The sequence below is a fragment of the Hyphomicrobiales bacterium genome (assembly GCA_017642935.1).
Classification (GTDB): Bacteria; Pseudomonadota; Alphaproteobacteria; order Rhizobiales; family MH13; genus MH13.
Map to the genome: position 1 here is coordinate 806,560 of JAEPOK010000002.1, position 25,459 is coordinate 832,018.

The following is a 25,459-nucleotide window of genomic DNA, read 5'->3' on the forward strand; positions in this document are numbered from 1 at the left end:
CAATTCTGAGGACCAGAAAACCTTTGCGCCTTCCTTTGATTGCACGTCTGGCAAGCACCGCGCTGGCGGCCCTTGTGGTCGCCGCGTGCCTGTCCGTGGATGGCGATGGCCCGCTGATCCCGCTGACGATGGACGGCACCGAACCGGGGCCGACCGCGACGCTCGCCGCCGAGGAAGCGATTGGCGCGCGTGAACATCCGCGCATTCTCGATGCGTTTGGTGGCGTCTACGAAGACCCGGAGCTGGAAACCCGCTTGGTTGCCATGCTGCGCCAGGTGATCGCGGCTTCCGATGAGCCGGGGCGGGTCTATCGTCTGACATTGCTCGATTCGGCGAGCGTCAACGCCTTCGCCCTGCCGGGCGGTTATCTTTATGTAACGCGCGGTCTTTTGGCGCTGGCCAACGACGAGTCCGAGGTTGCGGCTGTCGTGGCGCATGAGATCGGCCATGTGACGCGGCGCCATGCCATCGCCCGCGAACAGGAGGTGCGCACAGCCGCCCTGATCGACCGCGTGTTGACCGATGTCTTGTCGGACCCGTCGGCGGCGCAGATGGCGGTGCTTGCCAACGGTGTGTCCTTGGCGCAATTCTCGCAAAATCAAGAGCTTGAGGCTGACGAACTTGGTGTGCGCACGATTGGCCGGGCGGGTTATGACCCCTATGCGGCGGCGCGGTTTCTGGAAACCATGGCGCGGTTCAGTGCGTTGGATGCGTTGCCGGGCGATGGCGGTGTGCCGAGCTTCTTGTCCAGCCATCCCTCGACGCCAGCGCGTATCGATGCGGCCGTTCGTCTTGCCCGCCAGTTCGGCGCGCCGGGCATCGGGACGACCGAGCGCGAGCGCTATCTGGACGCGATCGATGGGATGGTGTTTGGCGAGCCGACCGATGAAGGCGTGGTGCGTGGTCGCCGGTTCTTGCACCCCGGGCTTGGCATTGCCTTTGAAGCTCCGGCGGGATTCCGGCTCGACAACACGCCGCAGGCGGTGCTCGGAGCCCATGAGGATGGCCGGGCTCTGCGCTTTGATGGCGTGGAACTGCGGCGTGGCCAGAGCCTGGAAGAGTATCTTCAGGCTGGCTGGATCGACGGTCTTGATGCCAGCAGCATCGCGCTGACTACGACCAACGGGCTGCGCGTTGCGACTGCCAACGCGGCGGCCGGCGGCTGGGTGTTCAAGGTGGCTGTGATCGAGGTCGGTGACCGGGTCTACCGGTTCATCTTTGCCAATGACCGGCGCACAGACGCCTTCGCGCAGGCGGTGGCAAGCGTGGTGGCTTCGTTCCGGCAAATGTCGGCGGATGAGCGAGGCGGCATCGAACCATTGCGCATTGATGTGGTCACGGTAGCGCGCGGCGACAGCGTGGCTTCCTTGGCGCGGCGCATGGACACGGGCGGGGATGCCGAAGCGCTGTTTCGCATTCTCAATGCGCTGGGACCAGGCGATCGTGTGCGCGCCGGTGACCGCGTGAAGCTGGTCAGAGAATAGAGCGTCGAGTGCCGGCCATTTGTCGCGACTAGGGCGGAGTTTGTCGCGACCAATTATCGATTAGTCTGGAACAATTGGGCCTTTGCCGCGACTGTTTTGCCGGCTTAAGGACTCAGACGTAAGACCCAGCATTTTGCTGGTCGAGCAGGGCCATTTTCAGCTTTTCCAAAGCCCGGCTTTCCAACTGACGCACACGCTCTTTGGAGATGCCAAGGGTTTGGCCAAGCGCTTCCAGGGTGGCGCCATCCTCGGCCAGCCGTCGCTCGCGGACGATCTTCAACTCGCGCTCATTGAGCACTTCCAGCGCTTTGGCGAGCCAATTGTTGCGGCGTTCGGAGTCGATCACGTCACCAACCATCTCGTCCTGCAGCGGGCTGTTGTCCGGCAGAAAGTCCTGCCGGTCAGCGCTGCCACCGTCCTCGCCGTCGGAGATCGGTGCGTTCAGCGACGCATCGGAACCGGACAAGCGGACATCCATGGTGGCGACATCGTTGACCGAGACACCGATGGCCGAGGCGACCTGGCGGTGCATCTCGGAGGGGGAGACGGTGCCATCTTGTGTGATACGAGCGCGTAAGCGCCTCAAATTAAAGAACAAAGCTTTTTGGGCAGATGATGTCCCGCCGCGCACGATTGACCAGTTGCGCAGGATGAAGTCTTGGATCGAGGCTCTGATCCACCAGGTTGCATAGGTGGAGAAGCGCACTTCACGGGCCGGCTCAAACCGGGCGGCGGCTTCGAGCAGGCCGACATGGCCTTCCTGGATGAGGTCGCTCATCGGCAGGCCGAAATGGCGGAAGCGGGCGGAAATGGCGATCACCAAGCGCATATGGGCCTGGGTCAGTTGGTGCAGCGCATCCTGGTCTTGCCGTTCCTTCCAGGAGACGGCCAAAGCATGCTCTTCGTCGCGTTCAAGATAGGGGGCCTGCATCGCCTTCTTGACGAAGTCCCGCCGTGGGCCTGATCCATCATTCATCGCACACTCCCTCGCTGCGTGATTGAACGCAGTCGTCGAATTTTTTCGATTTGGATCAAATCAATTCGACTTGTGCCTTGTTGGCACCTTAAGGAAATTTACGATGCGTTAAAGGCCCTAGATCACTTCAACCCTTGATTTGGCCGTGCACTGCACCACGGCCGTTTTTATTGGACCGGCCTAAGTGACTGGAACTTTGACTAAATTTACGCGCGCAAAGAAAAACCCGGCCATCCAGGCCGGGTTCAATTTATTTTTCGATTATGTGTATCTTTGGACTAAGCGGCCGCGCTTTGGTCCTCAGCATCACCTTCTTCGGCCTCTTCAACCGCTTTCACACGACTCGGGCTTTTGGCCAAAGTCTGTTCGATCAGGCGCACGGCTTCGGTCTCGGTCATGCTGTTGACCGCAGCAATCTCGCGGGCCATCCGGTCAAGAGCCGCTTCATAAAGCTGGCGCTCGGAGTAAGACTGCTCGGGCTGGCTTTCAGCGCGATACAAGTCGCGAACCACTTCAGCGATCTGAATCAGGTCGCCGGAATTGATCTTGGCTTCATATTCCTGCGCGCGACGCGACCACATGGCGCGCTTCACGCGGGCGCGGCCTTTGATCGTCTTCAGGGATTTTTCCACCAAACCGTCTTCGGCAAGCTTGCGCATACCAACGCTTTCAACTTTGGCCACAGGCACACGCAGGGTCATCTTGTCCTTGTCGAAGGTGATGACAAAAAGCTCCAGTGTCAGGCCGGCAATCTCTTGCTTTTCGATGGCCACGATGCGGCCAACGCCATGAGACGGATACACGATCTGCTCATTGACTTTGAAACCCTGTTTCTGCGTCGTTTTTTTTGCGGTCGCCATACGCTGACAAACTCCTGTTGGGTCGGGCAAAGGGGGGAACACCCCGACCATGTGCATGCGCGCGGCGCATGCGATTTCGATGTGGCGCTTCGCGACAAACTCGCCCTCGACCGCCCCGGCCCGCAGGATTGGGCATCGGAACAGGTGCGATCAGACACAAGCGACCGCCATCAGCGGCGGGCCTTTTACAGCCGCGCTGGGCGGTGTGATGTCAGATCGAACTAACGAGAAAGAGGCGGCAAAAGGGTCCGGCCTGGTCGAGTTGTCTCAGAAACGAAGGTAGACCATACCTCAAAAAGCGGCAAAAATCAAACTCTTGCCACCAAATGGTTAATCCGTGGTCATTTTCGTTAACCGGTCAATCGGTCATCAGATGTTGCCGCTGCGTCAAAGCTTAGGCGGCAAAGGCCGATCAATCACCTTCGCCCGGCTCGGCGGAGAACAGCTCTAGCTTACCGGATTTGCCGTCAAAAGCTTCCGCATCGGGCAACTGTTCTTTCTTCATGGTGATGTTGGGCCATTCAGACGCGTATTTGGTGTTTAGCGTCAGCCAAGATTCCAGGCCCGGTTCGGTGTCGGGTTTGATCGCGTCAGCCGGGCATTCGGGCTCGCACACGCCGCAGTCGATGCACTCGTCGGGATGAATGACGAGCATGTTCTCGCCCTCATAGAAGCAATCAACCGGACAGACCTCCACACAATCGGTGTACTTACATTTGATGCAGTTTTCCGTGACGATGTAGGTCATGCGAGAGGGGCTCCAGTCGGGGATGGGGTCGGCGCGCCTGACCGATGCGCCTGTCTTTCCAAATCGTTATCGACCCCTGCTTGTCAAGGCCGTGAAGGGTCGTACGTAGCGCTGCGTTCATGGGCTGTCGGGCAGGCCGCGTTTCAGCCTCTGCAGCCGGTCGCGCTCATGTTTTGTCGGGCGCCGCCCTGGGCTTGGTGCGCGCCGCGCTGCAGCCATGTCGCGGTCATCCTTGGGCGGTGGCGGCGGCGTCAAATCCTCGTAGAGCGCCTGCGCTTCGGCGGCGGGACCACGTCGCGTTCCGCAGGCGAGAAGCTTGATGATCTTGACCGCATCGGCCCCGGTGCGCGGCAAAGCGACGGTGAGCACATCGCCTGGACCGACAGCGCGTTTGGCCTGGTGGGTCTTTTCGCCATTCACCCGTACTTGGCCGTTCTCGATCATCTTGGCGGCCAGAGACCGGCTTTTCACCAGCCGGGAGAAAAACAGCCAGCGATCGAGCCGCAGCTTGTCGGCTGACGTTTCGTCGGTAGCGTTAGGAGTCGCCATCTTTTGGGCTGGTGTCTTGGCCATCGAGCAGGCCGGCCAGCGCCGCGAATGGCGAATCCGGATCGGCTTTGCGCTCCTTTTTCGGCGGGGCAGCGGTGTAGGTGCGTGGGCCGGACGGCTTGCCGCCCTCGCGTCCATCCTTGCGCCTTGGACCCTTGCCGCGCTTGTCACCGCGACCATCGCCACGGTCGGCACGTTTGCCTTTGCCGGTTCTTTGGCGCGGCGGGCGCTCCTGGCCGTTGCCGGCCTCAGAACCCTTGCCAGCCTCGTGGCCTTGTCCGGCATTTTGGCGACGACCACCTGGCCGTCCCTGGTTGCGCGGACGATTGGGTGCTGGGCGCCAGATCTCGATCACCTGTTCAGTGGGTTCGTCTTCCGATTCGGCCGGGGTCTCGGTCGTTTCGGCAACGGCAGCCTCAGCCGGGGCATCAGCAGGTTCGGCAACCGGTGCCGCAGGCGTTTCACTGGCAGGGGCCTCAGCGCTGGTCTCTTCTACGGTGGCAGGTTCGGGCGTCTCCAGCGCTGGCGCGGGCTCTGCCATTGCGGTTACGGTTTCAGTTTCGGTTGGTGCTGGGCCGTCTGCCGCAGGGTCGCTCGCAGGTGAACCGGCCAAGGGTGCATCGGTCACCGGTGAGTCCGTCGCGGCCCCCGTGGATGCGGATTCCTCCGCTGCAGGCTTGGCAGCATCTTCGGTCGCAAGGGCCGGTGGCTCGATGGGAACGGTCTTGCGCTCCATCTTGTAGCCGAGCGATTTCAGCACTTCGGAAAAATCATCACCGGCGCAGCCAAGCAGCGATGTCATTTCCACGGTCACCGTGAACCCTGCGCCCTCTGCGGCGCCTTCAGGTGCTTCGCCCTCTGTTTGGCCGACGCGGAACGACACCAAGGGGCGGATGAGATCGGCAAGACGCTCCAGGATATCGAAACGCACGGCGCGACGTCCGCAGACACGGAAACCGGCAATCGGATAGAGACGCTGGTCGAAGCTCTCATCGACCGGAATGGACGTGCGGCCCGAGGCATTGAGCTGTGGCAGCTCGCGCAGACCCGGCTGATCCATGCCGCCATTTTGCAGAGCCCAGAGCGTTGCGAGCAAACCGGCAGGGGCTGGCTTCAACAGTTGCGGAACGAACAGCGCGTAGGCGCCAAAACGCACGCCATGTTTACGCAGTGTGGCGCGCGCTTCCTGTTCCAGCGCTTTCACATCGCCGGCGATTTCGCGGCGGTCGATGGCGCCGAGTTCCTCGGCCAAGCGGAAGCCGATGCCGCGGGCTATGCCTTCCAGGCCGTCGCCGTTGCGCAGGGCGAGCAGACTTCCAAGATGCTTTTCGATCTGATCGGTCAGCCATTTGGTGAGCCGTGTTTCGACGATCTCGCGCGCGCCGCCGGTTAGTTGCTCGTCGGCCAACAGAATGATCTTCGGCTTCAAAATATCGTCGGAGGCCGACAGCTTGGCGACGACTTCACCGGTCCAACGGATGGCGCCTTCCGCATCAAGGACAAAGGCGGCATCGTCGGCGAGTGACAGTTTTTCAGCGCGGCGCTGGATTTCGGCGGCCAGAGCTTTCTGCGCTGCGGCGCGGACCGCTTTGCCGTCCAAGTCCTCAGCCGTTGAATCCGGCGTAAATCGGAAGCCCGCGAGCCAGCCCACATGCTGGCCCTCGACTTGAACATCGCCATCGCTTGCGATCATCGCCTCAAGCATCACCTTCTCCCTCAAGCGTCGCATAAGCACGCTGGTGCGTCGGTCCACAAACCGTTGTGTCAGCTTTTCATGAAGCGCATCCGACAGGCGGTCCTCTAGCGCGCGCGTGCGCTCCTGCCAATGCGTGGGATCATCGAGCCACGCATTTCGGTTTGCGACAAAGGTCCAAGTGCGGACCTGGGCAATGCGCGCTGACAGCGCATCAATGTCTCCGTCAACGCGGTCGGAGTTCTTCAGTTGCGCGTCCATCCAGTCGTCCGGCACCGTGCCGCGATCGGCGATATGGGCGAACAGCTGGCCAACGATCTCGATGTGTTGGGCAGGCGCGATCTTGCGGTAATCGGGAAGCTGGCAGGCATCCCAAAGCATTTCGACGCGTTCGCGGCTAGTGGCGCGTTCGCGCAAAGCCTTGTCGCGCAGAACGCCATCAAGCGTGTCGGCGTCTTCTTGCGGCAGGGCGCGCGTCAGCAGATCGTGACCAGGGATGTCGTCCATGCTGTCGCGCAGGGCTTCGATGGATGAAAAATCAAGGTTGGCGTTGCGCCATTGCAGGCGTTTGACCGGCTCAAAACTGTGGGTTTCCAGTTTCTCGACCAGATAATCGTCCAACGGTTCGGTGCGGCCAGTCACGCCAAAGGTGCCGTCGCGGGTGTGCCGCCCTGCGCGGCCAGAGATCTGGCCCATCTCGCCGGCGGTCAGCTCGCGATAGTCAAAGCCGTCAAATTTGTGCCGTCCGGCGAAGGCGACGTGATCGACATCGAGGTTCAGCCCCATGCCGATGGCGTCGGTGGCGACCAGAAAATCCACGTCGCCATTCTGGTAGAGATCGACCTGTGCGTTACGGGTGCGTGGCGAGAGAGCTCCGAGCACGACCGCTGCGCCGCCACGCTGGCGACGGATCAGTTCGGCGACGGAGTACACATCGTTGGCGGAAAACGCGACAATGGCCGTGCGGCGTGGCTGGCGGGTGATCTTCTTTGAACCCGCATAGGTGATCAGTGACATGCGCGGGCGCTGAATGATGGTGATGCCCGGCAACAGATTGGCCAGCAGACCGCGAATGGTCGCCGCGCCTAAGAGCATGGTTTCCAGCTTGCCGCGCACGTTCAAAATGCGGTCGGTGAAGACGTGGCCGCGTTCCAGGTTGGCAGCCATCTGCACTTCGTCGACGGCGACGAAATCCACATCCAGATCGCGCGGCATGGCCTCCACCGTGGAGACCCAATAGCGCGGCTCCATCGGGATGATTTTTTCCTCGCCCGTCACCAGCGCGACCTTGTCCTCTCCTGCCCTGGCGCAAAGCTTCAGGTAGACCTCGCGCGCGAGCAGGCGCAGCGGTAGCCCGATGACGCCCGTCTGATGGGTCATCATGCGCTCGATCGCCATGTAGGTCTTGCCGGTGTTGGTGGGGCCAAGAATGGCCGTCACACCAGCACCGGGCGCCTTGGAGCGGGAGGTGTAGGGCATGGAGGGGGAAGGGCCTTAAGCGCGAATGGGAGTGCGTCGGTGTTAACCTAAGGAACGTGCCCAGAACAAGGCGTGTCCGAATCAGCGGTTCTGCCGATTTTCAGGGTTCGTTCACGCTGGATATGGGGTGTTTGGGTCTTTGCTGCCACAAGGGACCCATTGTTTTCCTACTGCATAACCGCTCGGCGTTAACGGTTCTGTCCCAAAACGGGCCATTGGCTGAGGATCAGCGCCACGCCCGATGCAACGAGTGGTAGGACAAGCGCGGCCAGCAGCAAAAGGTTCTCCCAGGCGTTGAAATAGACCAGCGCACCGATGCCAGCAGCGATGATGAGTGTCCCACCGACAACAGGCCACCGCAACGACACCAGCAGCACGGCGAGCAGTGCGACCCAGGGCAAGGTGTTGGGAAGGTTTGCCCAGAACCCGGCAAGCCCATTTTCGGCGCCGGAAAGCGCAGCGAAAGTGAACCAGAAGAGCGCCAAGACTAGGACAGTCAGTTGGGCGCCCCTGCGCAACGTTTGATGCCGATGGTGCTCGCGCATTGCGGCCTCCGCAGCTCGTTCTCCAAGGAAAAGATGCTTTGGAGTCTAGGCGTGGACGAAGTGCGTTGGTTGATCGGTATCAGCGGGCGGCGATGCAAGCTGAAGGCGACGAACCGACTTAGGGTTTCTTGGCGTAAGCAAGAAGCCCTACGCATTAGCATCGTCTTGTGAAATTTGAGGGCGTGAAGCAGGCTGAGTATATGGATCACGGGCATCCCGCAAACGGTCCATCGAACAGACAGGTGCACTATGGATTCTCGACGACCATGGACGCCGGCCAGTCAACGCGACGCCATCGAAGTGGTGGTCCAATCGGAAGTATTGCCGGAACTGATTGAAAGGCTTGCACGCAAACAGAGGGCGCGCGAGGCGGCACAACGCGAGGCCGCCAGCAAGGCGAGTTCGCTCCGACGATTACGCGCGCTGTTCAATCTCCCAGAACCTTCCGAAGGTCTCCCCACGCATTGGCAACGCGAGGACAACGTCACACACCCGCGGACGACCATGGGGACGATGCTCTAGTCCTGTTTGAGTTCGTAGATCGACACCTCGATCGAGCCCCGTGGCGTTTTTGCTGCCGTGACAACACGCCTGTAGGCCTCGCCTTCAAAGGCATCCACGTGCGGCCAATGACCAGGCAGGTCGGCGGACTCGAAGATGAAGACTTCAACCAGACCGGCGTGCGGGTCGAGCACAAACCCTGGATAACCTGCCCATCGTCCTGACGGATTGACAGTGGCACGACCGCGCACTGTGCCTTCGACCCATGTCCCTTGCAGATCGGCCACTTGCGCGTGATTTTCCCGGCCTGGCGCCAAAGTTCCATAGCTGGCAAGGCGCATTTCGGCTGACATGGACATGGCCCACTCCCTTTGCTGAATGCCTAACGGCTTAGTGCCAAGCGCAGACCGGCGGCCAAAAAGAGCGAACCAAGAACCCCCTCAATGATGCGACGAAACCGCCCGTAAAGGCTGCGGATCGGTGGTGAGGACAAGAGCATCGCGTAGGCGCCATGGCCGAGGAACGAGTTCAAGAACGCCACACTGATGAACAGCAGGATGACTGACAGGGGCGCTTCACCGATACCGCCAACGGCGGCGATGGCGAGCCAGAACCCGATGGCTTTGGGGTTGGAGATTTGCAGGCCAAATCCGGTGAGGCCTGTGCGCAAGGGGCTGACGGTTGTTGCCTGCGCTTTTGGCAAGGGCGGGTTACGCCAGGCCGTTTTCAGCGACTTGTAGGCAAGCCAAAACAGATAGGCGGCGCCGAGCCAGCGCAGCACAGTCATGGCATCGGCCATTTGCGCAAGGATGGCGGTGACGCCAAGGACGGTGGCCGTTGCCAGAACCACGGATCCGCTTGCAATGCCAAAGGAGGTGACGAGCGAGGCGGCGCGGCCTCGGCTGGTGGCAACGCCGAGGATAAGCATTACACCCGGGCCCGGCGAGACGATCCCCATCAACTGAATGGACCAGGCCAGGATAAGGTGCGGCAGGTATTCGCTCAGCATGGCTGGCCTTTCTCATGATCGTTCGACCTTGAGAATGGGACAGCAAGGGCTCGCCGCGTCAACCCGTTTTGCGACGTGTCATTTTGCGAGCTGGCCTATTGTGCGGCGAAGTCGAGCGCCTGGATCGACAAGGTGCCGAAGTCCAGACCGATTTCCATGCGCACCGGTGCAACAAGCGCCTGATCGCCCACTTGCGACAGCCAAACATACATGTTCGGGTTCTGCGCTAGATCCTGGTTTACGCGGCGGTTGGAGCGGTGGCCCGCGATCGGGCGATAGCGCAAGCGGCAGACAGCGGCCTGACCATTGCCGAACTGGACCTGTTCCATGCGCACAAACGTCATAGCGATATCGTAGCGCTGACGACCGTCGAAGAGCGGCAGCGTGCGCTCGCAAGCGGCGGGGCCGCGGGCGCTTTCCACGTTCGGTACCGGCATCAGAAGCGCCGAAACCGGATCAACCACATCGCGGCGATGCTGCGCGCGTACGGCGACGCGGTTTGGATGTTCCGACAAAGGCGGTTCGGCGGAAAGCTCGGCAATATCACCGCGTGACAGACGCATGCGCACGATGTTGGTGAGATCTTCTTCGGACGCCGACAGGTCATAGCTCACGGGAACAGCGACGGTGTTGCCAAAGACCCCGCGCGAAACCGCTTCGCCCTGGCCTTGGCTGACCAACCGACCGACGGAGCTTGTCTGGGCGGAGATGGTGGCGGTGTAGCGGCCGCTGTCGATGTTGGCGGATAGAACGCCGGTGCCGATACGAATGCCGGCAAGGCGCGCGGCATAGGTGACGCGAAGGCTGGACACCGACGCTTGGGCGGGCTGCGGTCCGGCGACCGGGCTCACCTGCGCGACGTGGTCGATGGTCTGCACCGAGCCAAGAAAGGTTGCCGTTCCAAGCGCCAAGGCTGCGCTGGCTTTGAAAAGACGCGATAAAATGCGGTGGTTGGTCCGGGTCACGGTTTTGGTCCTCATCCGGGTACCCGCCATAGCCGAACAGCCACAACAAGCCCCATGCATTCAGTGCCATCACCCGCTTGGCGGGCGTCAGAATTGGCAAAACGCTAAGTCAAAGCCGTTGACCAGCCGTTAACCATGCGCGATTCGTGCCCCACGCATCGGTCGTTGCCCTCCAATGTGGCATTTTTGGCGCGTTTCTACGCCGGTTCACATATGCTCAAGCGCCCAGCGACGCTTGACGAGAATGGGCAGTGGTGCCTATAGACACGCCTCGTTTCCAAAAGCGGCAAAAGTCCCGCGGGAAGAGCGCTGTTTGCGCCTTGTCCGACAGGCTCTCTTGTTCGCGTGCAAAGCAGCGCCAATCCGGGCCACGCTTTGCAGCAAACCAACGTTTAAGGATGACCGACCATGGCGCGTCGTTGTGAATTGACCGGCAAGGGTGTGCAGACTGGCAACAATGTCAGCCATGCCAACAACAAAACCCGTCGCCGCTGGCTGCCGAACCTGAACACCGTTTCGCTCGTTTCCGATTCGCTTGGCCGTACGGTGCGCCTGCGCATTTCTGCCAGTGCACTGCGCTCGGTGGAGCATCGCGGTGGTCTTGACGCCTTTCTGTTGAAGGCACGCGACACCGAGCTTTCGGCCAATGCGCTGAAAGTGAAGAAAGAAGTGCTGAAAGCCCAGTCCGCTTAAGCACTGCCTTTTAAGGCTTACCTGATGACCAAGACAGCTTTCTTTATCGCCGCTATGCTGGGCATGGCGGCGGTTATCGTTGTGTCCAACGTGCTGGTGCAGTACCCGCTGGCCGGCTCATTAGGGCCATTGGCTTTGGGCGATCTGCTCACCTGGGGTGCATTCACTTTCCCGCTTGCCTTTTTGGTCACGGATTTCGCCAACCGCGCCTTCGGCGCTGCCAAAGCCCGTCAGGTGGTGCTGGTCGGTTTTGCGGTCGCCGTGGTCTTGTCGTTCGTGTTTGCAACGCCGCGCATCGCGCTGGCTTCGGGCCTGTCGTTCCTGGTGGCGCAGATGTTGGATGTGCAGCTGTTCGCCCACCTCAATCGCGGTGAAAAGAAAGCCGCCTGGTGGCAGCCGCCCGCTGTTTCGTCGTTCTTCGGCTCGATGGTCGATACGGCCCTCTTCTTCACGCTGGCCTTTGCCGCGTTCCTGACGCCGTTGGTCGGGTTTGGCGATGGGTTTGCTACCGAGATGGCAACGTTGTTCGGCCTGCTGGCTGTGGACGCGCCGCGCTGGGTAAGCTGGGCGCTGGGTGATCTCTCGATCAAGCTGCTCGCAATCCCGGTTTTGCTCTTTCCCTATCGTCTGCTGCTGCTGTCTACAGGTCTGGACGCGCGACCGGTGCAGGCGGCGTAAGCGCTGGCAAGTCGCTCAGATCGCCGGTGATCTGAAAGCGCAGCAAAACGGTGCGCTGGAAAAAATTGCCATTGTCATCGGAAATCAACGTCAGTATCGGCCCGTCCGGGTGATCGGTCACGGCGATCCCTTCCATGTTGTCAATGATCGTGCTCCCATCGGCATCGAGAAGCAGGCGTGGGCGGACGGCGCCTGCGAGAATTTCCTCTGCCGGCAGCAGTTTCAGCCGCATGAAGATACCGTCATCCCAGGAGAAGCGGCGTTCCACGATCACCACATCGCCGCTCGGCAGTGCGGCTGCGCCGGTGACGGCGTAGCGGTCTTGGCGCTGGACAGCGAAGGGTATGACCTCGCTTGATGCGGCGAGCCTGGCGGCCGTCGGTTCTGACGCGCGTCGCGGTGGTTCTTCCAGAAACACCAGTGTTTCGCCGGCAAGCGGTCCATTCAGCATGTGAACCATGGCTTCCAAGCCAGCATTGCGGCTTCCGGTAAGAGGAGCAGCATCGCCGAAGGGCAGGCGAGCGGCCCCGCTCGGCGCACCGGCATTGGCTTCATAGGCGCGGATCGGCTGGTTACGCTCAAACGTCACCCAAAGCTCGTCGCCGATCAGCATAACGGCTTCGGCGTCGGCCAAGCGCTTGGACTGCATGGGTGTGCCATCGGTGTTGCGCAGTGGACCGATGCGCGCATCGGTGAGCCCGGTTGGTGTGCCATCGGGCTCGGTTTCCAGAGTGGCCGTTACCCAATCGCCTTCATCGGTCACCATGATCAGGCGCTCGTCTTGCATAGTGAGGCCGGAGAGGGCCTCAAAATCGCGATGGCGGCTGGAAAGCGCCAAACCCCCTAAATAAGTCAGTGGGCCGAAGCGGTTATCTGGCGCTGACCTGTCGAAGACGGGCAGCGATGTGGCGGTGATGGTGATGGGTTCATCGGCGATGGCAGGCGATAGCGTCGCCGCCAATGCAAGCGCAGCAATTCTACGACGCAAGTTTCCGGCTCATTTGGCGACCGGCTGCTGCGCTCTCTTCCTCGAACAAGGAGGCGAGCTGATCAGTCATGGCGCCGGCCAGTTCTTCGGCATCAACAATGGTCACAGCCCGGCGATAGTAGCGCGTCACATCATGGCCGATACCAATGGCGATGAGGTCTACTGGTGAGCGGGTTTCGATCTGGTCGATCACGTGGCGCAGATGGCGTTCCAGATAGTTGCCGGTGTTGACCGACAAGGTGCTGTCGTCCACCGGCGCACCGTCGGAAATCACCATCAGGATGCGGCGTTGCTCGGGGCGACCGAGCAGGCGGGCGTGGGCCCATTCCAGCGCTTCGCCGTCTATGTTTTCCTTCAGCAACCCTTCGCGCATCATCAGACCAAGATTGCGCTTGGCGCGCCGCCAGGGCTCATCGGCGGACTTGTAGATGATGTGGCGCAGATCATTGAGGCGTCCGGGCATGGCGGGTTTGCCGGCGTTGAGCCAGGATTCACGGGACTGCCCGCCCTTCCAGGCGCGCGTGGTGAAGCCGAGCACTTCGACCTTTACGCCACAGCGTTCCAGCGTGCGGGCGAGAATATCTGCGCAGGTGGCGGCCACCGTGATAGGGCGGCCGCGCATGGAGCCGGAATTGTCGATCAGGAGTGTGACGACCGTGTCGCGGAACTCGGTGTCCTGCTCCATCTTAAAGGCGAGCGGTTGCATCGGATCGGTGACGACGCGGGTGAGGCGGGCTGAATCCAGCATGCCTTCTTCCAGATCGAAGTCCCAGCCCCGATTTTGCTGTGCCATCAGGCGGCGCTGTAATCGGTTGGCAAGGCGGGCGACGGCACCGGCAAGGTTTTGCAGCTGTTTGTCCAGAAAGGCGCGCAGGCGTTCCAGCTCCTGCGCATCGCACAGGTCCTCGACCTTCACCTCTTCATCGAATTTCGTCGTGTAGGCTTTGTAGTCGGTCAGCGGTTCCAGATAGCCCTGGTTTTGGCGCTGGTTCTGCGGGCTTCCGGCGTCCTCGCCCTGATCGGGTTCCTCGCCCTCGGACATCTCCGCGACGGATTCTTCAGACGCCTCGCTTTCGCCGGCCTCATCATCTTCGCCGGCTTCGGCGGCTTCGGCTTCCACCGAGCCGGTCATTTCATCGCCGGTGGCCTCATCATCATTCTGGCTGTCGGACTCGCCATCATCATTGACGTCGGAATCTTCATCATCCTCGTCATTGTCGGTGGCCTCGGGTGCCAGTTCAACGGCCATGTCGAGTGAGACCAGGAGATCGCGCAAGGCGCGGGCGAAGCCCTCCTGATCATCGACGGCGTCGGCGAGAGACTTCAGATCCTTGCCGGCCTTGGCTTCCACATCCTTGCGCCAGATGTCGACGATCTTTTCAGCGCTTTTCGGAACGGGCATATCGGCGAGTTTTTCGCGTACCATCAAAGCGACCGCATCTTCCAGCGGGGCGTCGGCCTTGTCGGTGATCTCTTCAAAATTGCCGCGATGGTACTTGTCTTCCAGCATCGCTGAGAGATTGCCGCGCACGCCCTTCATGCGACCGGCGCCGATGGCCTCGACGCGCGCCTGTTCCACGGCATCGTAAATCGCGCGGGCGGCCTGGCCGTCTGGAGCCATGCTCTTGTGCAGTTTGGTGTCGTGGCAGGCCAGCCGCAGCGCCATGGCATCGGACAGACCGCGCAGGATTGCCCCATCCTCGGCGCTCATGCGGCGGGGCGGCTCGGGCAGGCGCGCACTGTTGCCAGTGAGCACAGGGCGGTCGGCCGCGAAAGTGATTTCCACGTCCTCGCGCCCGGCAATGGCCTTCAGACAGCCAGAAACGGCCTTCTTCAGCGGCTCATTGTGCGCTGCTGATCGGCTGGAGGTTCGCTGATTCGAGCCGGGGCGGGCGCGTGGGTCCGCCATGGCTAACTCAGGGCGACGTTGAGCGCGGAATCTGGGATCTCGTCACCAAAGCAGCGCTGATAGAACTCAGCCACCAGCGGACGCTCGGTCTCATCGCACTTGTTGAGGAACGAGACGCGGAAGGCAAAGCCGATCCCGCCGAAGATTTCAGCGTTCTGCGCCCAGGTGATCACGGTGCGCGGGCTCATCACGGTGGACAGATCGCCGTTGATGAACGCGTTGCGGGTGAGGTCCGCCAAGCGCACCATGTTGGCGACCTGCTCGCGGCCTTCACCGGTTTTGTAAGCAGGCGCTTTAGCCAAAACGATATCGACCTCGGTGTCGTGCGGCAGATAGTTCAGCACGGTGACCACCGACCAGCGGTCCATCTGACCTTGGTTGATCTGCTGCGTGCCGTGATAGAGACCGGAGGTATCGCCCAAGCCAATCGTGTTGGCGGTGGCGAACAGGCGGAAGCTCGGATGCGGGCGGATCACCCGGTTCTGATCGAGCAGCGTCAGGCGGCCGGAAACCTCCAGCACGCGTTGAATCACGAACATCACGTCTGGCCGGCCGGCATCATACTCATCGAACACCAAAGCGGTGTTGGTCTGCAGCGCCCAAGGCAGGATGCCGTCCTTAAACTCGGTGACCTGCATACCGTCACGGATGACGATGGAGTCCTTGCCGACCAAATCGATACGGGAAATATGGCTGTCGAGGTTCACGCGCACGGTCGGCCAGTTGAGGCGGGCAGCGACCTGCTCGATATGGGTCGACTTGCCGGTGCCGTGATAGCCTTGAACCATCACCCGGCGGTTGTGAACGAAGCCAGCAAGGATCGCCAGGGTCGTGTCGCGGTCGAAAATATAATCGGGGTCGAAGTCCGGCACATGCGCGTCGGCCTCGGCGAACCCCTTGACCTGCATATCGGTATCGATGCCGAAGACCTTGCGCACATCGATGATTTCGGTTGGCGCGGCGTTTTCGTCGGCGGAAGCAACGCTCCCAAAGGGGGTCGGGGCAGCAAGGGTCATGCGTTCGGTGTCCTGATCGCAGAGATTGGGGGTGGGCAAGCTTTTGGCCGCTTGCCCCGTTTGTCTAGCAGAAGCCGGCGGCTTTCAAGGTGTTGTAGGCTTGAATAACGTCGCGCAGGCGTTCCTCGGAGCGGCGGTCGCCCTTGTTGAGGTCCGGGTGCAGCCGTTTGGCAAGGTCCTTAAAGCGCGCCTTGACGGTCTCTGGGTCGGCATCGGTATCAAGCCCGAGTGCGGCGAAACTCTTACGAGCGGCGTTGCCGACTGTTCGTGTTTGCCGCTTGGCTTTTTGGGCCGCTGCATCACCGCCGTCGCCGAACAAAGCAAACGGATCCGCGCCGACATCATCGGCCCAGGGCTTGCGTGGTTTGCCCGACGCGGTCGGCTTAGGACCGCGGCGTTTTTTCACGGCTTCGGCCTTGCCGTTTTTGCCCCACTCCCAGGTTGGGCGATGGCCGGTCATGGAGGCTTTCTGATACTTTGTCAGATCCTCATCGTTCATGCCGGAAAAATAGTTGTAGGATTTGTTGTAGGCCTGCACGTGCTCCAGGCAGAACCAATGGAACTCGCCCTCCTGGTCGCGACCCTTGGGCGCACGGTGCTCGCCTTTTTTCTCGCATCCTTCCCAGCCGCAGGGCGGTGCTTCGGCCTTTGGCTTGGCAGCTTTGGCCTTGCCGCGCGGCTTGATGCGGATGGAATCAAAAAGGGGGGAGTCAGACGTCATGGATAACCATTATGGGAAGGCTTGCACGGCGAACAAGGGCACGACCAAAGACTTGGGAGCGCATGCCTGCCGCGCACGGATCACGGGGAAAACAGCGGAGCGCTGGTTTAGCCTGTCTTTGGCTCCGGGTACAGAGGCAGGACGCAAGCGATCACCGTGATAGTAATCAACTTTAAGTTGTAGAATATTAGATATTCATCTTTAAGTATTATAGCTTTGAATCACTGTTTTTGCGTTGTGAATGACATATAATTCACGCCTAAACAATCAATGCCCTTACGAAAATACCGGTTTCACAATCAGTGTATAGAATTTAGCCATTTAAAGTTGCACAAAAAATAATCGATTGTGATCGCGTGATTCTGATTAATACATCGTGATAACACAATATTAACCTTGATCATGTGTTTGTTACCCATCCGGGGGCCTTCAATTCACCCCGAAACTTCAGTCGGAATTGGGTGCATGATGTTTTCTTTATCCTTGAAGGGTAAACTCTACGCAGGATTTGGCATTACTGTTCTCATTGTCGGTTTGATGGCTGGCTATGCCATTTGGAACGGGTTGAAAAACCAATCCGCCTTCGGGTCCTACAGAGCGGCTGCTCTTCTCTCCAACGGCAGCTCAGAGTTCTCTAAAGCCGTGACGACGATGCGACTTGACGTGATGCGCTTTCGCTCCGGCGTGCTGGACGATCCAAACGCAGCCATCGCCCAATCGGTCGATCGCATTCGCGACGCCTTTGGACTGATCGAGGCGCGTAATCCTGATTTAGCCAGTCAGTTTGAAAGCATGGTCGATGATGCCGAGCAATACCAGGCGGCTATGGATGTTGCCGCCGACCAGCAATTGGCCATCGACACCCTGCTGACCGAAACCTTACAGCCGACCGGGACCCGAGCCCGGCTTGCGCTGACGCAGATCATGCTCGGCGCCTATGAAGATCGCGATCCTGAGGCAGCCTATTATGCCGGTAGCGCGCTCCAGCATTTGTTGTTGGCGCGGGCCTATGGATCGCGTTTCATCATCGACAATCAAGATCGCCTTCAGGCCCGTGCAGTCGAAGAAATCACGTTCGCGCAGGATTTTATGCCACGGCTTTTGCGTGTGCTCGACAATCCCACGCGACGTGCAATCGCCGAGGATGTGGTTGCTGATTTTGCCCTCTATGAGTCCACGCTGGCCGATATCGTTGCCGCTATCTACGAGCGCAACGCCATCTATTCTGAGACGCTCGATGTTGTCGGTCCGCGCATCATGGCAGAGGCGGTTGAGATCAACACCAACCAAATCGCGATGCAGGATACGATTGGGCCGGCACTCAGCGCGAATTTTGAAACTCAACGGACTATGGCGATGATCGTCGGTGCCGTCGGCGTGATCCTTGCCAGCATATTCGGTTTTGTGCTTGCGACCAGTATCTCGCGACCTATCGTCGGTTTGACCGATGTGATGGGCCGGCTGCGTGAACGCGATTACGCGGTCACGATTCCCGCGCTCGACCGCAAAGATGAGTTGGGGTCGATGGCCACCGCGATCGACGTATTCAAATCGAGCATGATGGAAGGCGACCGGCTGCGCGAAGAGCAGGAGGCCGAACAGGCCAAGCGATTGGCGCGCGCTGAAACCATCGAAAAGGCAATCAACGCATTTGAGACGGCCAGTCAGGAAGCGCTTGGCGCCGTGCTGCAATCGGCGGAGTCGATGCAGAACTCATCGGAGTCCCTGTCGGCGACGGCCAACGAGACCAACGCCCAATCGCAGGCCGTAGCGTCGGCCTCCGAAGAGGTGAGCGCCAATGTCCAGACTGTGGCGGGTGCGGCCGAAGAGCTTTCCGCTTCCATTGCCGAGATCGGTCAGCAGGTGGCCAACTCCGCCGATATGTCGCGTGAGGCAGTCGGCTCGGCGCAATCGACCAGCGAGCAGGTGGAATCGCTTGCCCAGACGGCAGAAAAGATTGGCCAGGTCGTCAGCCTGATCATGGATATCGCTGAGCAGACCAACCTCTTGGCGCTCAACGCAACCATCGAGGCAGCGCGCGCCGGCGATGCTGGAAAGGGCTTTGCGGTCGTGGCTAGCGAAGTGAAGGCGCTTGCCGAGCAGACGGCCAAAGCGACCGAGCAGATTGGCGATCAAGTGACCGCGATCCAGACGGCAACGCAAAGCTCGGTGACCGCGATCCAGTCGATCACCGGCAAGATCGAAGCCATGGACGAGGCCGCCTCCGCCATTGCCGCAGCTGTCGAAGAGCAAGGCTCGGCAACGCAGGACATTGCCCGCAGCGTGCAGCAGGTCGCCGAGGGAACCAACGAGGTTTCGCGGAACATTCATGGCGTGCGTGAAGCTGCCGATGCCACCGGTCAGTCTTCCACCGACGTTCTGCAATCCTCTGTCGTTGTGAACGACAAAGCCGCCGACATGCGGCGCAACATCGACGCTTTCTTGGCGACGATCCGCGCCGCGTAAAAGCTTGTCCCGTCAGGGTAGACGGACCTCCCCCGGTCTACCCCCGCAGGCACTTACCGTGTCGATAGACTGCCCTGACGGGGCATTCCCATCAAAAAAGCAATCCCGGTCAGGCCGGCGGCGGACCGTCGGGTGCTGCCAGACAGATGATGTAGCCGTCGGGATCGCGCAGGTAGAGCTCAAGCATCCCGTACCATTGCTTGACCGGCCCTTTCACGATGATCGCGCTGACGTCTTTGTCGGCGATTTGATCGGGATGGTAGCCGCGCAGGAAGATCGTCCCGCTGGCCGTGGGCTTTGAGGTGTTGGTGAAAACCGGAAGGTCTTCAGCCAGGCTTTCGACCGTTTGCAGCATCAACTCAGCATCGCCCCACTTGAGTGAGGCAAACACGGTCGCTTTGCCCGCCGGATCGTCATGCATGCCGCGTTCGTCATCAAGGGCAAAAACCAGCGTGAATCCGAGCAAATCTCGGTAGAAGGCGATTGACGCCTGCATGTCGCTGACCATGAGATTGGGAACGATCATCGTCGGTCCTCGTTGAATGGAAGCTACGGGAAAGTGCTGATGCGCAAACTGCATCAAAGCGCCCGCAATTTGTACCCTGCGTCAGCTTGTTCCTGACACGGCGCTTCCTAGCTAACAGGCTTTGGCCGCGCGCGAGCGGTCGATTGCACTCCGGTTTGCTGTCAGCAGAAAGCTCTCAATGTCCGTTCAATCCATCCTTGAAGCCAAATTGAAGCTCGCCTTCCGTCCCAAAGCTTTGGATGTGCGCGATGAGTCGAGCCAGCATGAGGGGCATTCGGGCTGGAAGCCAGGCGGGGAAACGCATTTTCGCGTTTACATCATCGCCGAGGCGTTTGAGGGCAAGAGCCGCGTGGACATGCACCGGATGATCAATGAGGTCCTGGCCGACGAACTGGCTGGTCCCGTGCACGCGCTGGCCATTCACGCCTCCGCATCAGGCGAAGCTTAAGGCTCAGCCTCAGTGTTGGGCTGATTTGCCGGTTTGCTTTGAGAGCGGTTCGTCTTCGCGGTAATCGCCGGATTGCGACTTGATGACCGCTTGGGCGCAGATGACCTCACCGGAGTTGGGGTCGGTCGTCATGGCGGGGCTACCATAAAGCTCCCAGCCATCGTTCAAAGCGCGGGTCACCTTGCGGCAAAACTGGTCGTCGATGTCAGCGGCGGTCAGCAAGCGATAGAGTTTCATCGTTACGGCCCCTCTCAGTATTGATGAACTAGCCGGCGCGGGCGGCGATGGCGTTGGCCATGGCGACTGTCTTGGCCGCCATTTCAGCGTGGAGACGCTCCACCATCTTGCCATCGATGCGCAAGGCGCCTTTGTCGGCATTGTTGGGCTCGGCGAAGGCGTCGATGATCTTCTGGGCGAAGGCCACGTCTTCGGCGTCAGGCGCAAAGATGGTGTTGCACGGATCAAGCTGTTTGGGGTGGATCACCGTCTTGCCGTCCATGCCCAAATCGCGGCCCTGCTCGCATTCGGCCAGAAAACCCTCAGGATCATCGATCGCGTTGAACACGCCGTCGAGAATGGTCAGCCCGTAGGCGCGGGCGGCGGCAATGCAGGTGGAAAGCCAGGCAAGCATGGGCGCCCGTCCTGGAATGAGACGTGCACCGGTGTCCTTGGACAGATCATTGGTGCCCATGACGAAGCCCTGCAATCCGGCTGCGGCGATGCTTTGCGCGTTGAGCATGGCCAGTGGTGTTTCCATCATCGCCCAAAGCGGCGTGTCGGCAAGCTTGGCGCGGGCATCGTAAACATCCTGCTCGCGGTTGATTTTGGGGATCAGCACCGCATCGGCCTTCACGCTGGCAGCAAGTTTCATGTCCTCGGCGTGCCACGCTGTATCGGCGGCGTTGACGCGCAGGATCATGAAGCGATGGCCGAAACCGCCTTCGTTCAGCGCCTGGGTGACAAGAGAACGCGCTTCTTCCTTGGCCTCCGGTGCCACAGCATCTTCCAGATCGAGGATCACGCCATCGCAATCCAGTGAGCGGGCCTTCTCGATGGCGCGGGCGTTGGAGCCGGGCATGTAGAGGACGGTTCTAAGGGGCTGCTGTTCCATGATGCGCTCCAATCGTTTTGTTGCATCGCAATAGCGTTTTGATGCTGCGCTGCCGAGGTGGTCATTCGTCTGGACCTATGGCAAGAGCGCCGCCATGCACGATGCTTCTTCGCCCAAGGCGGTTCTCGCCCTTTCCTCCCACGTTGCCCGCGGCTCGGTGGGTTTGCGCGCGGCTGGCTTCGCCATCGAACGCCTCGGTCTGCCCCTGTGGAAGGTGCCAACGATCTGGCTGCCCTGGCATCCAGGGCATGCGCGCAGTTTTGGTATGCCGCAGCGCCATGCCATGCCCGATGACGCGTTCGAGGCCAGCCTTCAAGCGCTTGTCGGTCTGCCGGTCATCGATGAGGTGGGCGCAGTCCTTACCGGCTATTTCGCCAGCGCTGGCCAGGTTCACGCAACGTGCCGGGCCATTGATCAGGTCCGTGCCGTGTCGCCTGATTTGCTGGTGGTGTGCGACCCGGTGAGCGCAGACGCGCATGGGACATACGTGCCTGACGACGTGGTGGCAGCGATCCGTGAAGAGCTTCTGCCGCGCTGCGATGTGGCAACGCCCAATCGGTTCGAACTGACCGCGTTCGCTGGCGGGGGCGAGGCTGCGGACAATGCAGCGCTGGTTGAGAGCGCGCGTGCGCTTGAGATCAATCGGGTGGTTGTGACATCGGCGTTCGGCATGATGAAGAACGCCATCGGCACGCTTCTCGTTGAGGGGCGGACGGCAACGCTCGCTGAACATGCTCTCGTGCCCGGCGCACCACACGGCACTGGCGATCTTTTTTCCGCGCTGCTGACCGCCCATCTGCTGACGGGGCAGCCCATCGACAAGGCCGTTATGCAGGCGACCGCCTCGGTGTTCGAGATGGTTGCCCGCTCGGTGAAGGCCGGGAGCGATGAGTTGCTTGTGGCACGGGAACAGGCGAGCCTTATCTCGCCGATGACGATGGTGACGTCCCGCCACCTGGCTGCCGCCCGCGCCACATGACGGCGCGTCTCTGCGTTGGTGTGGACGGGTGCAAGCGCGGCTGGGTGGTCGTTGCGGGCGCAGCGCCAGAGCTGCGCGTCTATCGAGCCTTTCAAGACATTGCCGCCGATTGGCCGGATGCGCAGATCGCGGTCGATATGCCCATCGGCCTGCCGGAACGGATCAGCGGCGGCGGACGATCACCAGAAAAGCGCGTGCGTCCGATGTTGGGGCCGCGCCAGTCGAGCGTTTTTGCGATGCCCGCCCGTGCTGTCGTCGAGATGGGCAGGCGGATGACCGGCCGCACGGGCGATGACTACCTGTTGCACCAGGAGGCGAGCGCGCTCGCCAAGACGCTTTCTGATCCGCCCAAGGGGGTTTCCATCCAGGGGTTCTATCTGTTTCCAAAAATCCTGGAAATCGACGCGCTGCTGTGCGCCGATCCGGCTCTTCGTGATCGGGTCAAGGAGAGCCATCCGGAAGTGGCCTTCACGGTGCTCAATGGCGGTCAGGCCATGCGCCTGCCGAAGAAGATCAAGGGCCGCGTAAACATGGCAGGGATGGAGGAACGTAGGGCGCTTCTGGCGCGCCACGGGATGTCCTCGCCTTTCCTCACCCAGCCACCACCGCCGGGTGTTGGCGCCGATGACGTGCTGGATGCGGCTGTCTGTTGGTTGGTTGCTGGGCGGGTCGCGCGCAGGGAGGCGGTGAGCTTTCCCGATCCGACCGAGCGTGATGCGCACGGATTGGAAATCGCCATCTGGGCCTAACGTGATCGACCAGCGCTGCCTGACGCGGATGCTGCACGGGTCCCAAACCGCAGGCCAAACGGGCATCGGCTCGCGCCACTTCTCTTTGCGTCAAGTTTCTTGCAGGCTCCTGACAGAATGTTGTCAGGAGGGGTGTGTCATGGTCCTGCCATCGCAACCAAGAAGAAGGCCTTTCCCATGACCCTGCCTGACCATCAACTCGTCTGGGCTGAAATCCCCGTCACTGATCTTGAGAAGGGTCGCCAGTTCTACAGTGCCGTGCTGGGCCGCGAGCTTGTGGAGTCCGATGGTGGACCGAACAAGGTGGTCTTCTTGCCTGTCGCCGACGACAAGGGCGGCGTTTCGGCTCATCTTTACCCAGGAAAGCCTGCACCAGAAGGCATCGGGCCCACCGTCCATCTGCTGGCGCCTGTCAGTTTGGAAGAAACGGCCGACCGAGTCGTCGAAGCGGGTGGTAAGGTGCTGTCGCCGGCCATCGATATCCCGATGGGTGCCTTTATCTATACGCTCGACCCGGATGGAAACTCGGTCGGCTGGTTCCGGTTCAACGACAGCTGATGCAGACGGCGGACAAGATATGAGACGGGCTGACCGCCTCTTCCAGATCGTTCAACTTTTGCGCGGTGGCAGACTTGTCACCGCGCGGATGCTTGCTGACAAGTTGGAAGTGTCCGAGCGCACGATCTACCGCGATATCGTCGATCTTCAGGGGTCAGGCGTGCCGGTCGAGGGTGAGGCGGGCGTCGGCTACATCATGCGCGATGGCTACGATCTGCCGCCGCTGATGTTCACGCGCGATGAGATCGCCTCGCTGGTGGCCGGTGCCCGCATGGTGCGCGCTTGGGGCGGGCTGTCGATGGCGCGGGCTGCTGAAGAGGCGCTGGTGAAGATCGGAGCCGTTTTGCCCGATGCCAAGCGCCCGACCGTGGAGGCCACGGCGATCTTTGCGCCGAGCTTTGAGTTTGCCGAGAGCCAACGCGAGACGCTTGACCTTCTGGATCGGGCGATCGACCGATCTGAAAAGCTTTCGATGGACTACACCGACGCCAAGGGCGACGCGACGCAGCGCACCGTGCGCCCGCTCGGCCTCTATTTCTGGGGCAAGGTATGGACGCTGCTCGCCTGGTGCGAACTGCGCGAGGATTTTCGCGGCTTTCGCGTCGACCGGATCATCGAACCCATCATTGACGGCACGCGCTTCAAGGCCGAACGCGGCAAGCAGTTGGTGGACTTTTATCGCAAGATGGAAGCCGAGGGTTGGCCCCGGCACGAGCACTAGAACCAGCCTCATCGCCGTCCCTTTCTAACCCGCTTGCCGCCACAGTTCGCCGCTTAGCTGGTCTCCCAAAAAGGAGATTTGAGTATGCGATGGGTGGTGCGCTTTGTTCTGCTTGTTCTGGTGATTGGCGGCGCGCTTTGGATCGCCAACACGTCCCTGTTTTCAGATGGCGGTGAGACACAGCTCCTTGCCCACCGCGGTGTGCATCAAACCTTTCCAATGCACGAGGTTGGCAACGATACGTGCACCGCTGTGCTCATTCGCGAGCCGACACATGCGTATTTGGAAAACAGTATTCCCTCGATGAACGCTGCCTTCGAGGCGGGCGCAAGCGTTGTGGAACTGGATGTGCATCTGACGCCAGATGGCCATTTTGCGGTGTTCCACGATTGGACGCTGGATTGCCGCACGGACGGGACCGGCGTCACCCATGAGATCGATATGGCGACGTTGCGGGAACTTGATATCGGCTATGGCTATACCGCCGATGGTGGCGAGACCTTCCCGTTTCGCGGCGAGGGTATCGGCATGATGCCGACGCTGGTGGAAGTGTTTGATCTGTTCCCCAACCGGCAGTTTTTGATCAACTTCAAGTCGCGGCATGCCAGAGAAGGCGAGGCTCTGGCGGAACTGATCAATGGCAGCCTGGTGGCCCGCGCGGCGACCTTTGGCGTTTATGGGGGTAGGCCTCCCACTGAAACTGCGCTGGCCGATGTGGAGGGTCTGCGCGGTTACACGCGCCGATCATTGCTCGACTGCGGTAGGCCTTTGCTGGCCCTTGGGTGGAGCGGTTATGTGCCCGAACCCTGTCGCGACACGCTTCTGATTTTGCCGATCAACATTGCCCCGTTTGTTTGGGGTTATCCGCATAGGCTGACCGAACGGTTGGCGCGCCATGGCACGTCGGTCATTCTGATCGGCCCTTATAGCGGCGGTGGTTTTTCGTCCGGCGTTGATGATGAAGAGACGTTGGCGCAAGTGCCTGACAGCTTTGATGGCTATGTCTGGACCAATCGGATCGAGGTGATCGGGCCGTTGCTGGAGGCACGCTGAAGCGCTGACAACCGGGACGCCGGAGCGGCTTTCG

The 25,459-nt window shown here is 60.7% G+C and carries 26 protein-coding genes; 10 read left to right on the forward strand and 16 right to left on the reverse strand.

Annotated elements, in window-relative coordinates:
* Window positions 1-23 precede the first annotated feature (23 nt).
* On the forward strand, window positions 24-1,484 hold the full coding sequence (locus JJ917_13325) for a M48 family metalloprotease (GenBank protein ID MBO6699805.1): 1,461 nt from the start codon (window positions 24-26) through the stop codon (window positions 1,482-1,484).
* A 112-nt stretch (window positions 1,485-1,596) separates the two neighbouring features.
* On the opposite strand, the gene JJ917_13330 is transcribed toward JJ917_13325, so the two are convergent.
* From JJ917_13330 to JJ917_13370, 9 genes are all read right to left on the reverse strand, one after another.
* Window positions 1,597-2,460, reverse strand: a complete 864-nt coding sequence (locus tag JJ917_13330; GenBank protein MBO6699806.1) for an RNA polymerase factor sigma-32 — start codon at window positions 2,458-2,460, stop codon at window positions 1,597-1,599.
* A gap of 278 nt (window positions 2,461-2,738) precedes the next feature.
* Window positions 2,739-3,320, reverse strand: coding sequence for a CarD family transcriptional regulator (locus JJ917_13335; protein MBO6699807.1), 582 nt, complete (start codon window positions 3,318-3,320; stop codon window positions 2,739-2,741).
* A gap of 412 nt (window positions 3,321-3,732) precedes the next feature.
* On the reverse strand, window positions 3,733-4,068 hold the full coding sequence (locus JJ917_13340) for a ferredoxin family protein (protein MBO6699808.1): 336 nt from the start codon (window positions 4,066-4,068) through the stop codon (window positions 3,733-3,735).
* A 117-nt stretch (window positions 4,069-4,185) separates the two neighbouring features.
* Entirely contained in the window at window positions 4,186-4,617 is a 432-nt protein-coding gene (locus tag JJ917_13345) for an RNA-binding S4 domain-containing protein (GenBank protein MBO6699809.1), read from the reverse strand.
* Window positions 4,604-7,789, reverse strand: coding sequence for a helicase (locus JJ917_13350; protein MBO6699810.1), 3,186 nt, complete (start codon window positions 7,787-7,789; stop codon window positions 4,604-4,606). Before JJ917_13350 ends, JJ917_13345 begins: the two co-directional genes overlap by 14 nt.
* Before the next feature lie 188 nt (window positions 7,790-7,977).
* Window positions 7,978-8,334 carry a hypothetical protein gene (locus JJ917_13355; protein ID MBO6699811.1) on the reverse strand — a complete coding sequence of 119 codons (357 nt, stop codon included), beginning with the start codon at window positions 8,332-8,334 and terminating at the stop codon, window positions 7,978-7,980.
* Between the two features lie 518 nt (window positions 8,335-8,852).
* Window positions 8,853-9,194, reverse strand: a complete 342-nt coding sequence (locus tag JJ917_13360; GenBank protein MBO6699812.1) for a gamma-glutamylcyclotransferase — start codon at window positions 9,192-9,194, stop codon at window positions 8,853-8,855.
* A gap of 23 nt (window positions 9,195-9,217) precedes the next feature.
* Window positions 9,218-9,844 (reverse strand): LysE family translocator, encoded by a 627-nt coding sequence (locus JJ917_13365; protein ID MBO6699813.1) that lies wholly within the window; start codon window positions 9,842-9,844, stop codon window positions 9,218-9,220.
* A 95-nt stretch (window positions 9,845-9,939) separates the two neighbouring features.
* Window positions 9,940-10,809, reverse strand: a complete 870-nt coding sequence (locus tag JJ917_13370) for a DUF3108 domain-containing protein (GenBank protein ID MBO6699814.1) — start codon at window positions 10,807-10,809, stop codon at window positions 9,940-9,942.
* A gap of 408 nt (window positions 10,810-11,217) precedes the next feature.
* Between JJ917_13370 and rpmB the strand changes: the two genes are divergently transcribed.
* On the forward strand, window positions 11,218-11,502 hold the full coding sequence (gene rpmB, locus JJ917_13375; protein MBO6699815.1) for a 50S ribosomal protein L28: 285 nt from the start codon (window positions 11,218-11,220) through the stop codon (window positions 11,500-11,502).
* Between the two features lie 24 nt (window positions 11,503-11,526).
* On the forward strand, window positions 11,527-12,180 hold the full coding sequence (locus tag JJ917_13380) for a VUT family protein (GenBank protein MBO6699816.1): 654 nt from the start codon (window positions 11,527-11,529) through the stop codon (window positions 12,178-12,180).
* On the opposite strand, the gene JJ917_13385 is transcribed toward JJ917_13380, so the two are convergent.
* The 4 genes from JJ917_13385 to JJ917_13400 all read right to left on the reverse strand — a co-directional run bounded on the left by JJ917_13385 (window position 12,143) and on the right by JJ917_13400 (window position 16,814).
* Window positions 12,143-13,168 (reverse strand): esterase-like activity of phytase family protein, encoded by a 1,026-nt coding sequence (locus tag JJ917_13385; GenBank protein MBO6699817.1) that lies wholly within the window; start codon window positions 13,166-13,168, stop codon window positions 12,143-12,145. The two genes, JJ917_13380 and JJ917_13385, sit on opposite strands and share 38 nt — an antisense overlap.
* Entirely contained in the window at window positions 13,158-15,077 is a 1,920-nt protein-coding gene (gene cobT / locus JJ917_13390; protein MBO6699818.1) for a cobaltochelatase subunit CobT, read from the reverse strand. The genes JJ917_13385 and cobT overlap by 11 nt, the downstream gene beginning before the upstream one ends.
* A 2-nt stretch (window positions 15,078-15,079) precedes the next feature.
* Window positions 15,080-16,093 carry a cobaltochelatase subunit CobS gene (gene cobS, locus JJ917_13395; protein MBO6699819.1) on the reverse strand — a complete coding sequence of 338 codons (1,014 nt, stop codon included), beginning with the start codon at window positions 16,091-16,093 and terminating at the stop codon, window positions 15,080-15,082.
* 64 nt (window positions 16,094-16,157) lie between these two features.
* The gene (locus JJ917_13400) at window positions 16,158-16,814 is read right to left on the reverse strand and encodes a DnaJ domain-containing protein (GenBank protein MBO6699820.1); all 657 of its coding nucleotides are present in this window, start codon (window positions 16,812-16,814) and stop codon (window positions 16,158-16,160) included.
* A 465-nt stretch (window positions 16,815-17,279) separates the two neighbouring features.
* On the opposite strand from JJ917_13400, the gene JJ917_13405 reads away from it, so the two are divergent.
* A complete protein-coding gene (locus JJ917_13405) occupies window positions 17,280-19,280 on the forward strand; it encodes a HAMP domain-containing protein (protein MBO6699821.1) in 2,001 nt (666 codons plus the stop codon).
* A 109-nt stretch (window positions 19,281-19,389) separates the two neighbouring features.
* On the opposite strand, the gene JJ917_13410 is transcribed toward JJ917_13405, so the two are convergent.
* Window positions 19,390-19,806 (reverse strand): VOC family protein, encoded by a 417-nt coding sequence (locus JJ917_13410; protein MBO6699822.1) that lies wholly within the window; start codon window positions 19,804-19,806, stop codon window positions 19,390-19,392.
* Between the two features lie 178 nt (window positions 19,807-19,984).
* On the opposite strand from JJ917_13410, the gene JJ917_13415 reads away from it, so the two are divergent.
* Window positions 19,985-20,254, forward strand: coding sequence for a BolA family transcriptional regulator (locus JJ917_13415; GenBank protein ID MBO6699823.1), 270 nt, complete (start codon window positions 19,985-19,987; stop codon window positions 20,252-20,254).
* Between the two features lie 9 nt (window positions 20,255-20,263).
* On the opposite strand, the gene JJ917_13420 is transcribed toward JJ917_13415, so the two are convergent.
* Together JJ917_13420 and JJ917_13425 are read right to left on the reverse strand one after the other, a co-directional pair.
* On the reverse strand, window positions 20,264-20,491 hold the full coding sequence (locus JJ917_13420) for a DUF1737 domain-containing protein (protein MBO6699824.1): 228 nt from the start codon (window positions 20,489-20,491) through the stop codon (window positions 20,264-20,266).
* Window positions 20,492-20,519: 28 nt separating this feature from the next.
* Entirely contained in the window at window positions 20,520-21,365 is an 846-nt protein-coding gene (locus JJ917_13425; protein MBO6699825.1) for a CoA ester lyase, read from the reverse strand.
* A 94-nt stretch (window positions 21,366-21,459) separates the two neighbouring features.
* Between JJ917_13425 and JJ917_13430 the strand changes: the two genes are divergently transcribed.
* The 5 genes from JJ917_13430 to JJ917_13450 all read left to right on the forward strand — a co-directional run bounded on the left by JJ917_13430 (window position 21,460) and on the right by JJ917_13450 (window position 25,425).
* Complete coding sequence (locus JJ917_13430) at window positions 21,460-22,344, forward strand: bifunctional hydroxymethylpyrimidine kinase/phosphomethylpyrimidine kinase (protein ID MBO6699826.1); 885 nt, start codon at window positions 21,460-21,462, stop codon at window positions 22,342-22,344.
* Window positions 22,341-23,093 carry a DUF429 domain-containing protein gene (locus JJ917_13435; GenBank protein MBO6699827.1) on the forward strand — a complete coding sequence of 251 codons (753 nt, stop codon included), beginning with the start codon at window positions 22,341-22,343 and terminating at the stop codon, window positions 23,091-23,093. Before JJ917_13430 ends, JJ917_13435 begins: the two co-directional genes overlap by 4 nt.
* A gap of 177 nt (window positions 23,094-23,270) precedes the next feature.
* Window positions 23,271-23,651, forward strand: a complete 381-nt coding sequence (locus tag JJ917_13440) for a VOC family protein (GenBank protein ID MBO6699828.1) — start codon at window positions 23,271-23,273, stop codon at window positions 23,649-23,651.
* A gap of 19 nt (window positions 23,652-23,670) precedes the next feature.
* The gene (locus JJ917_13445; protein MBO6699829.1) at window positions 23,671-24,372 is read left to right on the forward strand and encodes a YafY family transcriptional regulator; all 702 of its coding nucleotides are present in this window, start codon (window positions 23,671-23,673) and stop codon (window positions 24,370-24,372) included.
* 84 nt (window positions 24,373-24,456) lie between these two features.
* Window positions 24,457-25,425: a glycerophosphodiester phosphodiesterase gene (locus JJ917_13450; protein MBO6699830.1), complete on the forward strand. Its 969-nt coding sequence runs from the start codon at window positions 24,457-24,459 to the stop codon at window positions 25,423-25,425.
* The last annotated feature ends 34 nt before the right edge of the window (window positions 25,426-25,459 follow it).

Excerpts from the sequence above, each read along its gene's own strand:
- JJ917_13330 (MBO6699806.1), bottom strand. The coding sequence starts at position 2,460 with ATGAATGATGGATCAGGCCCACGGCGGGACTTCGTCAAGAAGGCGATG.
- JJ917_13335 (MBO6699807.1), bottom strand. The coding sequence starts at position 3,320 with ATGGCGACCGCAAAAAAAACGACGCAGAAACAGGGTTTCAAAGTCAAT.
- JJ917_13340 (MBO6699808.1), bottom strand. The coding sequence starts at position 4,068 with ATGACCTACATCGTCACGGAAAACTGCATCAAATGTAAGTACACCGAT.
- JJ917_13345 (MBO6699809.1), bottom strand. The coding sequence starts at position 4,617 with ATGGCGACTCCTAACGCTACCGACGAAACGTCAGCCGACAAGCTGCGG.
- JJ917_13350 (MBO6699810.1), bottom strand. The coding sequence starts at position 7,789 with ATGCCCTACACCTCCCGCTCCAAGGCGCCCGGTGCTGGTGTGACGGCC.
- JJ917_13355 (MBO6699811.1), bottom strand. The coding sequence starts at position 8,334 with ATGCGCGAGCACCATCGGCATCAAACGTTGCGCAGGGGCGCCCAACTG.
- JJ917_13360 (MBO6699812.1), bottom strand. The coding sequence starts at position 9,194 with ATGTCCATGTCAGCCGAAATGCGCCTTGCCAGCTATGGAACTTTGGCG.
- JJ917_13365 (MBO6699813.1), bottom strand. The coding sequence starts at position 9,844 with ATGCTGAGCGAATACCTGCCGCACCTTATCCTGGCCTGGTCCATTCAG.
- rpmB (MBO6699815.1), top strand. The coding sequence starts at position 11,218 with ATGGCGCGTCGTTGTGAATTGACCGGCAAGGGTGTGCAGACTGGCAAC.
- JJ917_13380 (MBO6699816.1), top strand. The coding sequence starts at position 11,527 with ATGACCAAGACAGCTTTCTTTATCGCCGCTATGCTGGGCATGGCGGCG.
- cobT (MBO6699818.1), bottom strand. The coding sequence starts at position 15,077 with ATGGCGGACCCACGCGCCCGCCCCGGCTCGAATCAGCGAACCTCCAGC.
- cobS (MBO6699819.1), bottom strand. The coding sequence starts at position 16,093 with ATGACCCTTGCTGCCCCGACCCCCTTTGGGAGCGTTGCTTCCGCCGAC.
- JJ917_13400 (MBO6699820.1), bottom strand. The coding sequence starts at position 16,814 with ATGACGTCTGACTCCCCCCTTTTTGATTCCATCCGCATCAAGCCGCGC.
- JJ917_13405 (MBO6699821.1), top strand. The coding sequence starts at position 17,280 with ATGATGTTTTCTTTATCCTTGAAGGGTAAACTCTACGCAGGATTTGGC.
- JJ917_13410 (MBO6699822.1), bottom strand. The coding sequence starts at position 19,806 with ATGATCGTTCCCAATCTCATGGTCAGCGACATGCAGGCGTCAATCGCC.
- JJ917_13415 (MBO6699823.1), top strand. The coding sequence starts at position 19,985 with ATGTCCGTTCAATCCATCCTTGAAGCCAAATTGAAGCTCGCCTTCCGT.
- JJ917_13420 (MBO6699824.1), bottom strand. The coding sequence starts at position 20,491 with ATGAAACTCTATCGCTTGCTGACCGCCGCTGACATCGACGACCAGTTT.
- JJ917_13425 (MBO6699825.1), bottom strand. The coding sequence starts at position 21,365 with ATGGAACAGCAGCCCCTTAGAACCGTCCTCTACATGCCCGGCTCCAAC.
- JJ917_13430 (MBO6699826.1), top strand. The coding sequence starts at position 21,460 with ATGCACGATGCTTCTTCGCCCAAGGCGGTTCTCGCCCTTTCCTCCCAC.
- JJ917_13435 (MBO6699827.1), top strand. The coding sequence starts at position 22,341 with ATGACGGCGCGTCTCTGCGTTGGTGTGGACGGGTGCAAGCGCGGCTGG.
- JJ917_13440 (MBO6699828.1), top strand. The coding sequence starts at position 23,271 with ATGACCCTGCCTGACCATCAACTCGTCTGGGCTGAAATCCCCGTCACT.
- JJ917_13445 (MBO6699829.1), top strand. The coding sequence starts at position 23,671 with ATGAGACGGGCTGACCGCCTCTTCCAGATCGTTCAACTTTTGCGCGGT.
- JJ917_13450 (MBO6699830.1), top strand. The coding sequence starts at position 24,457 with ATGCGATGGGTGGTGCGCTTTGTTCTGCTTGTTCTGGTGATTGGCGGC.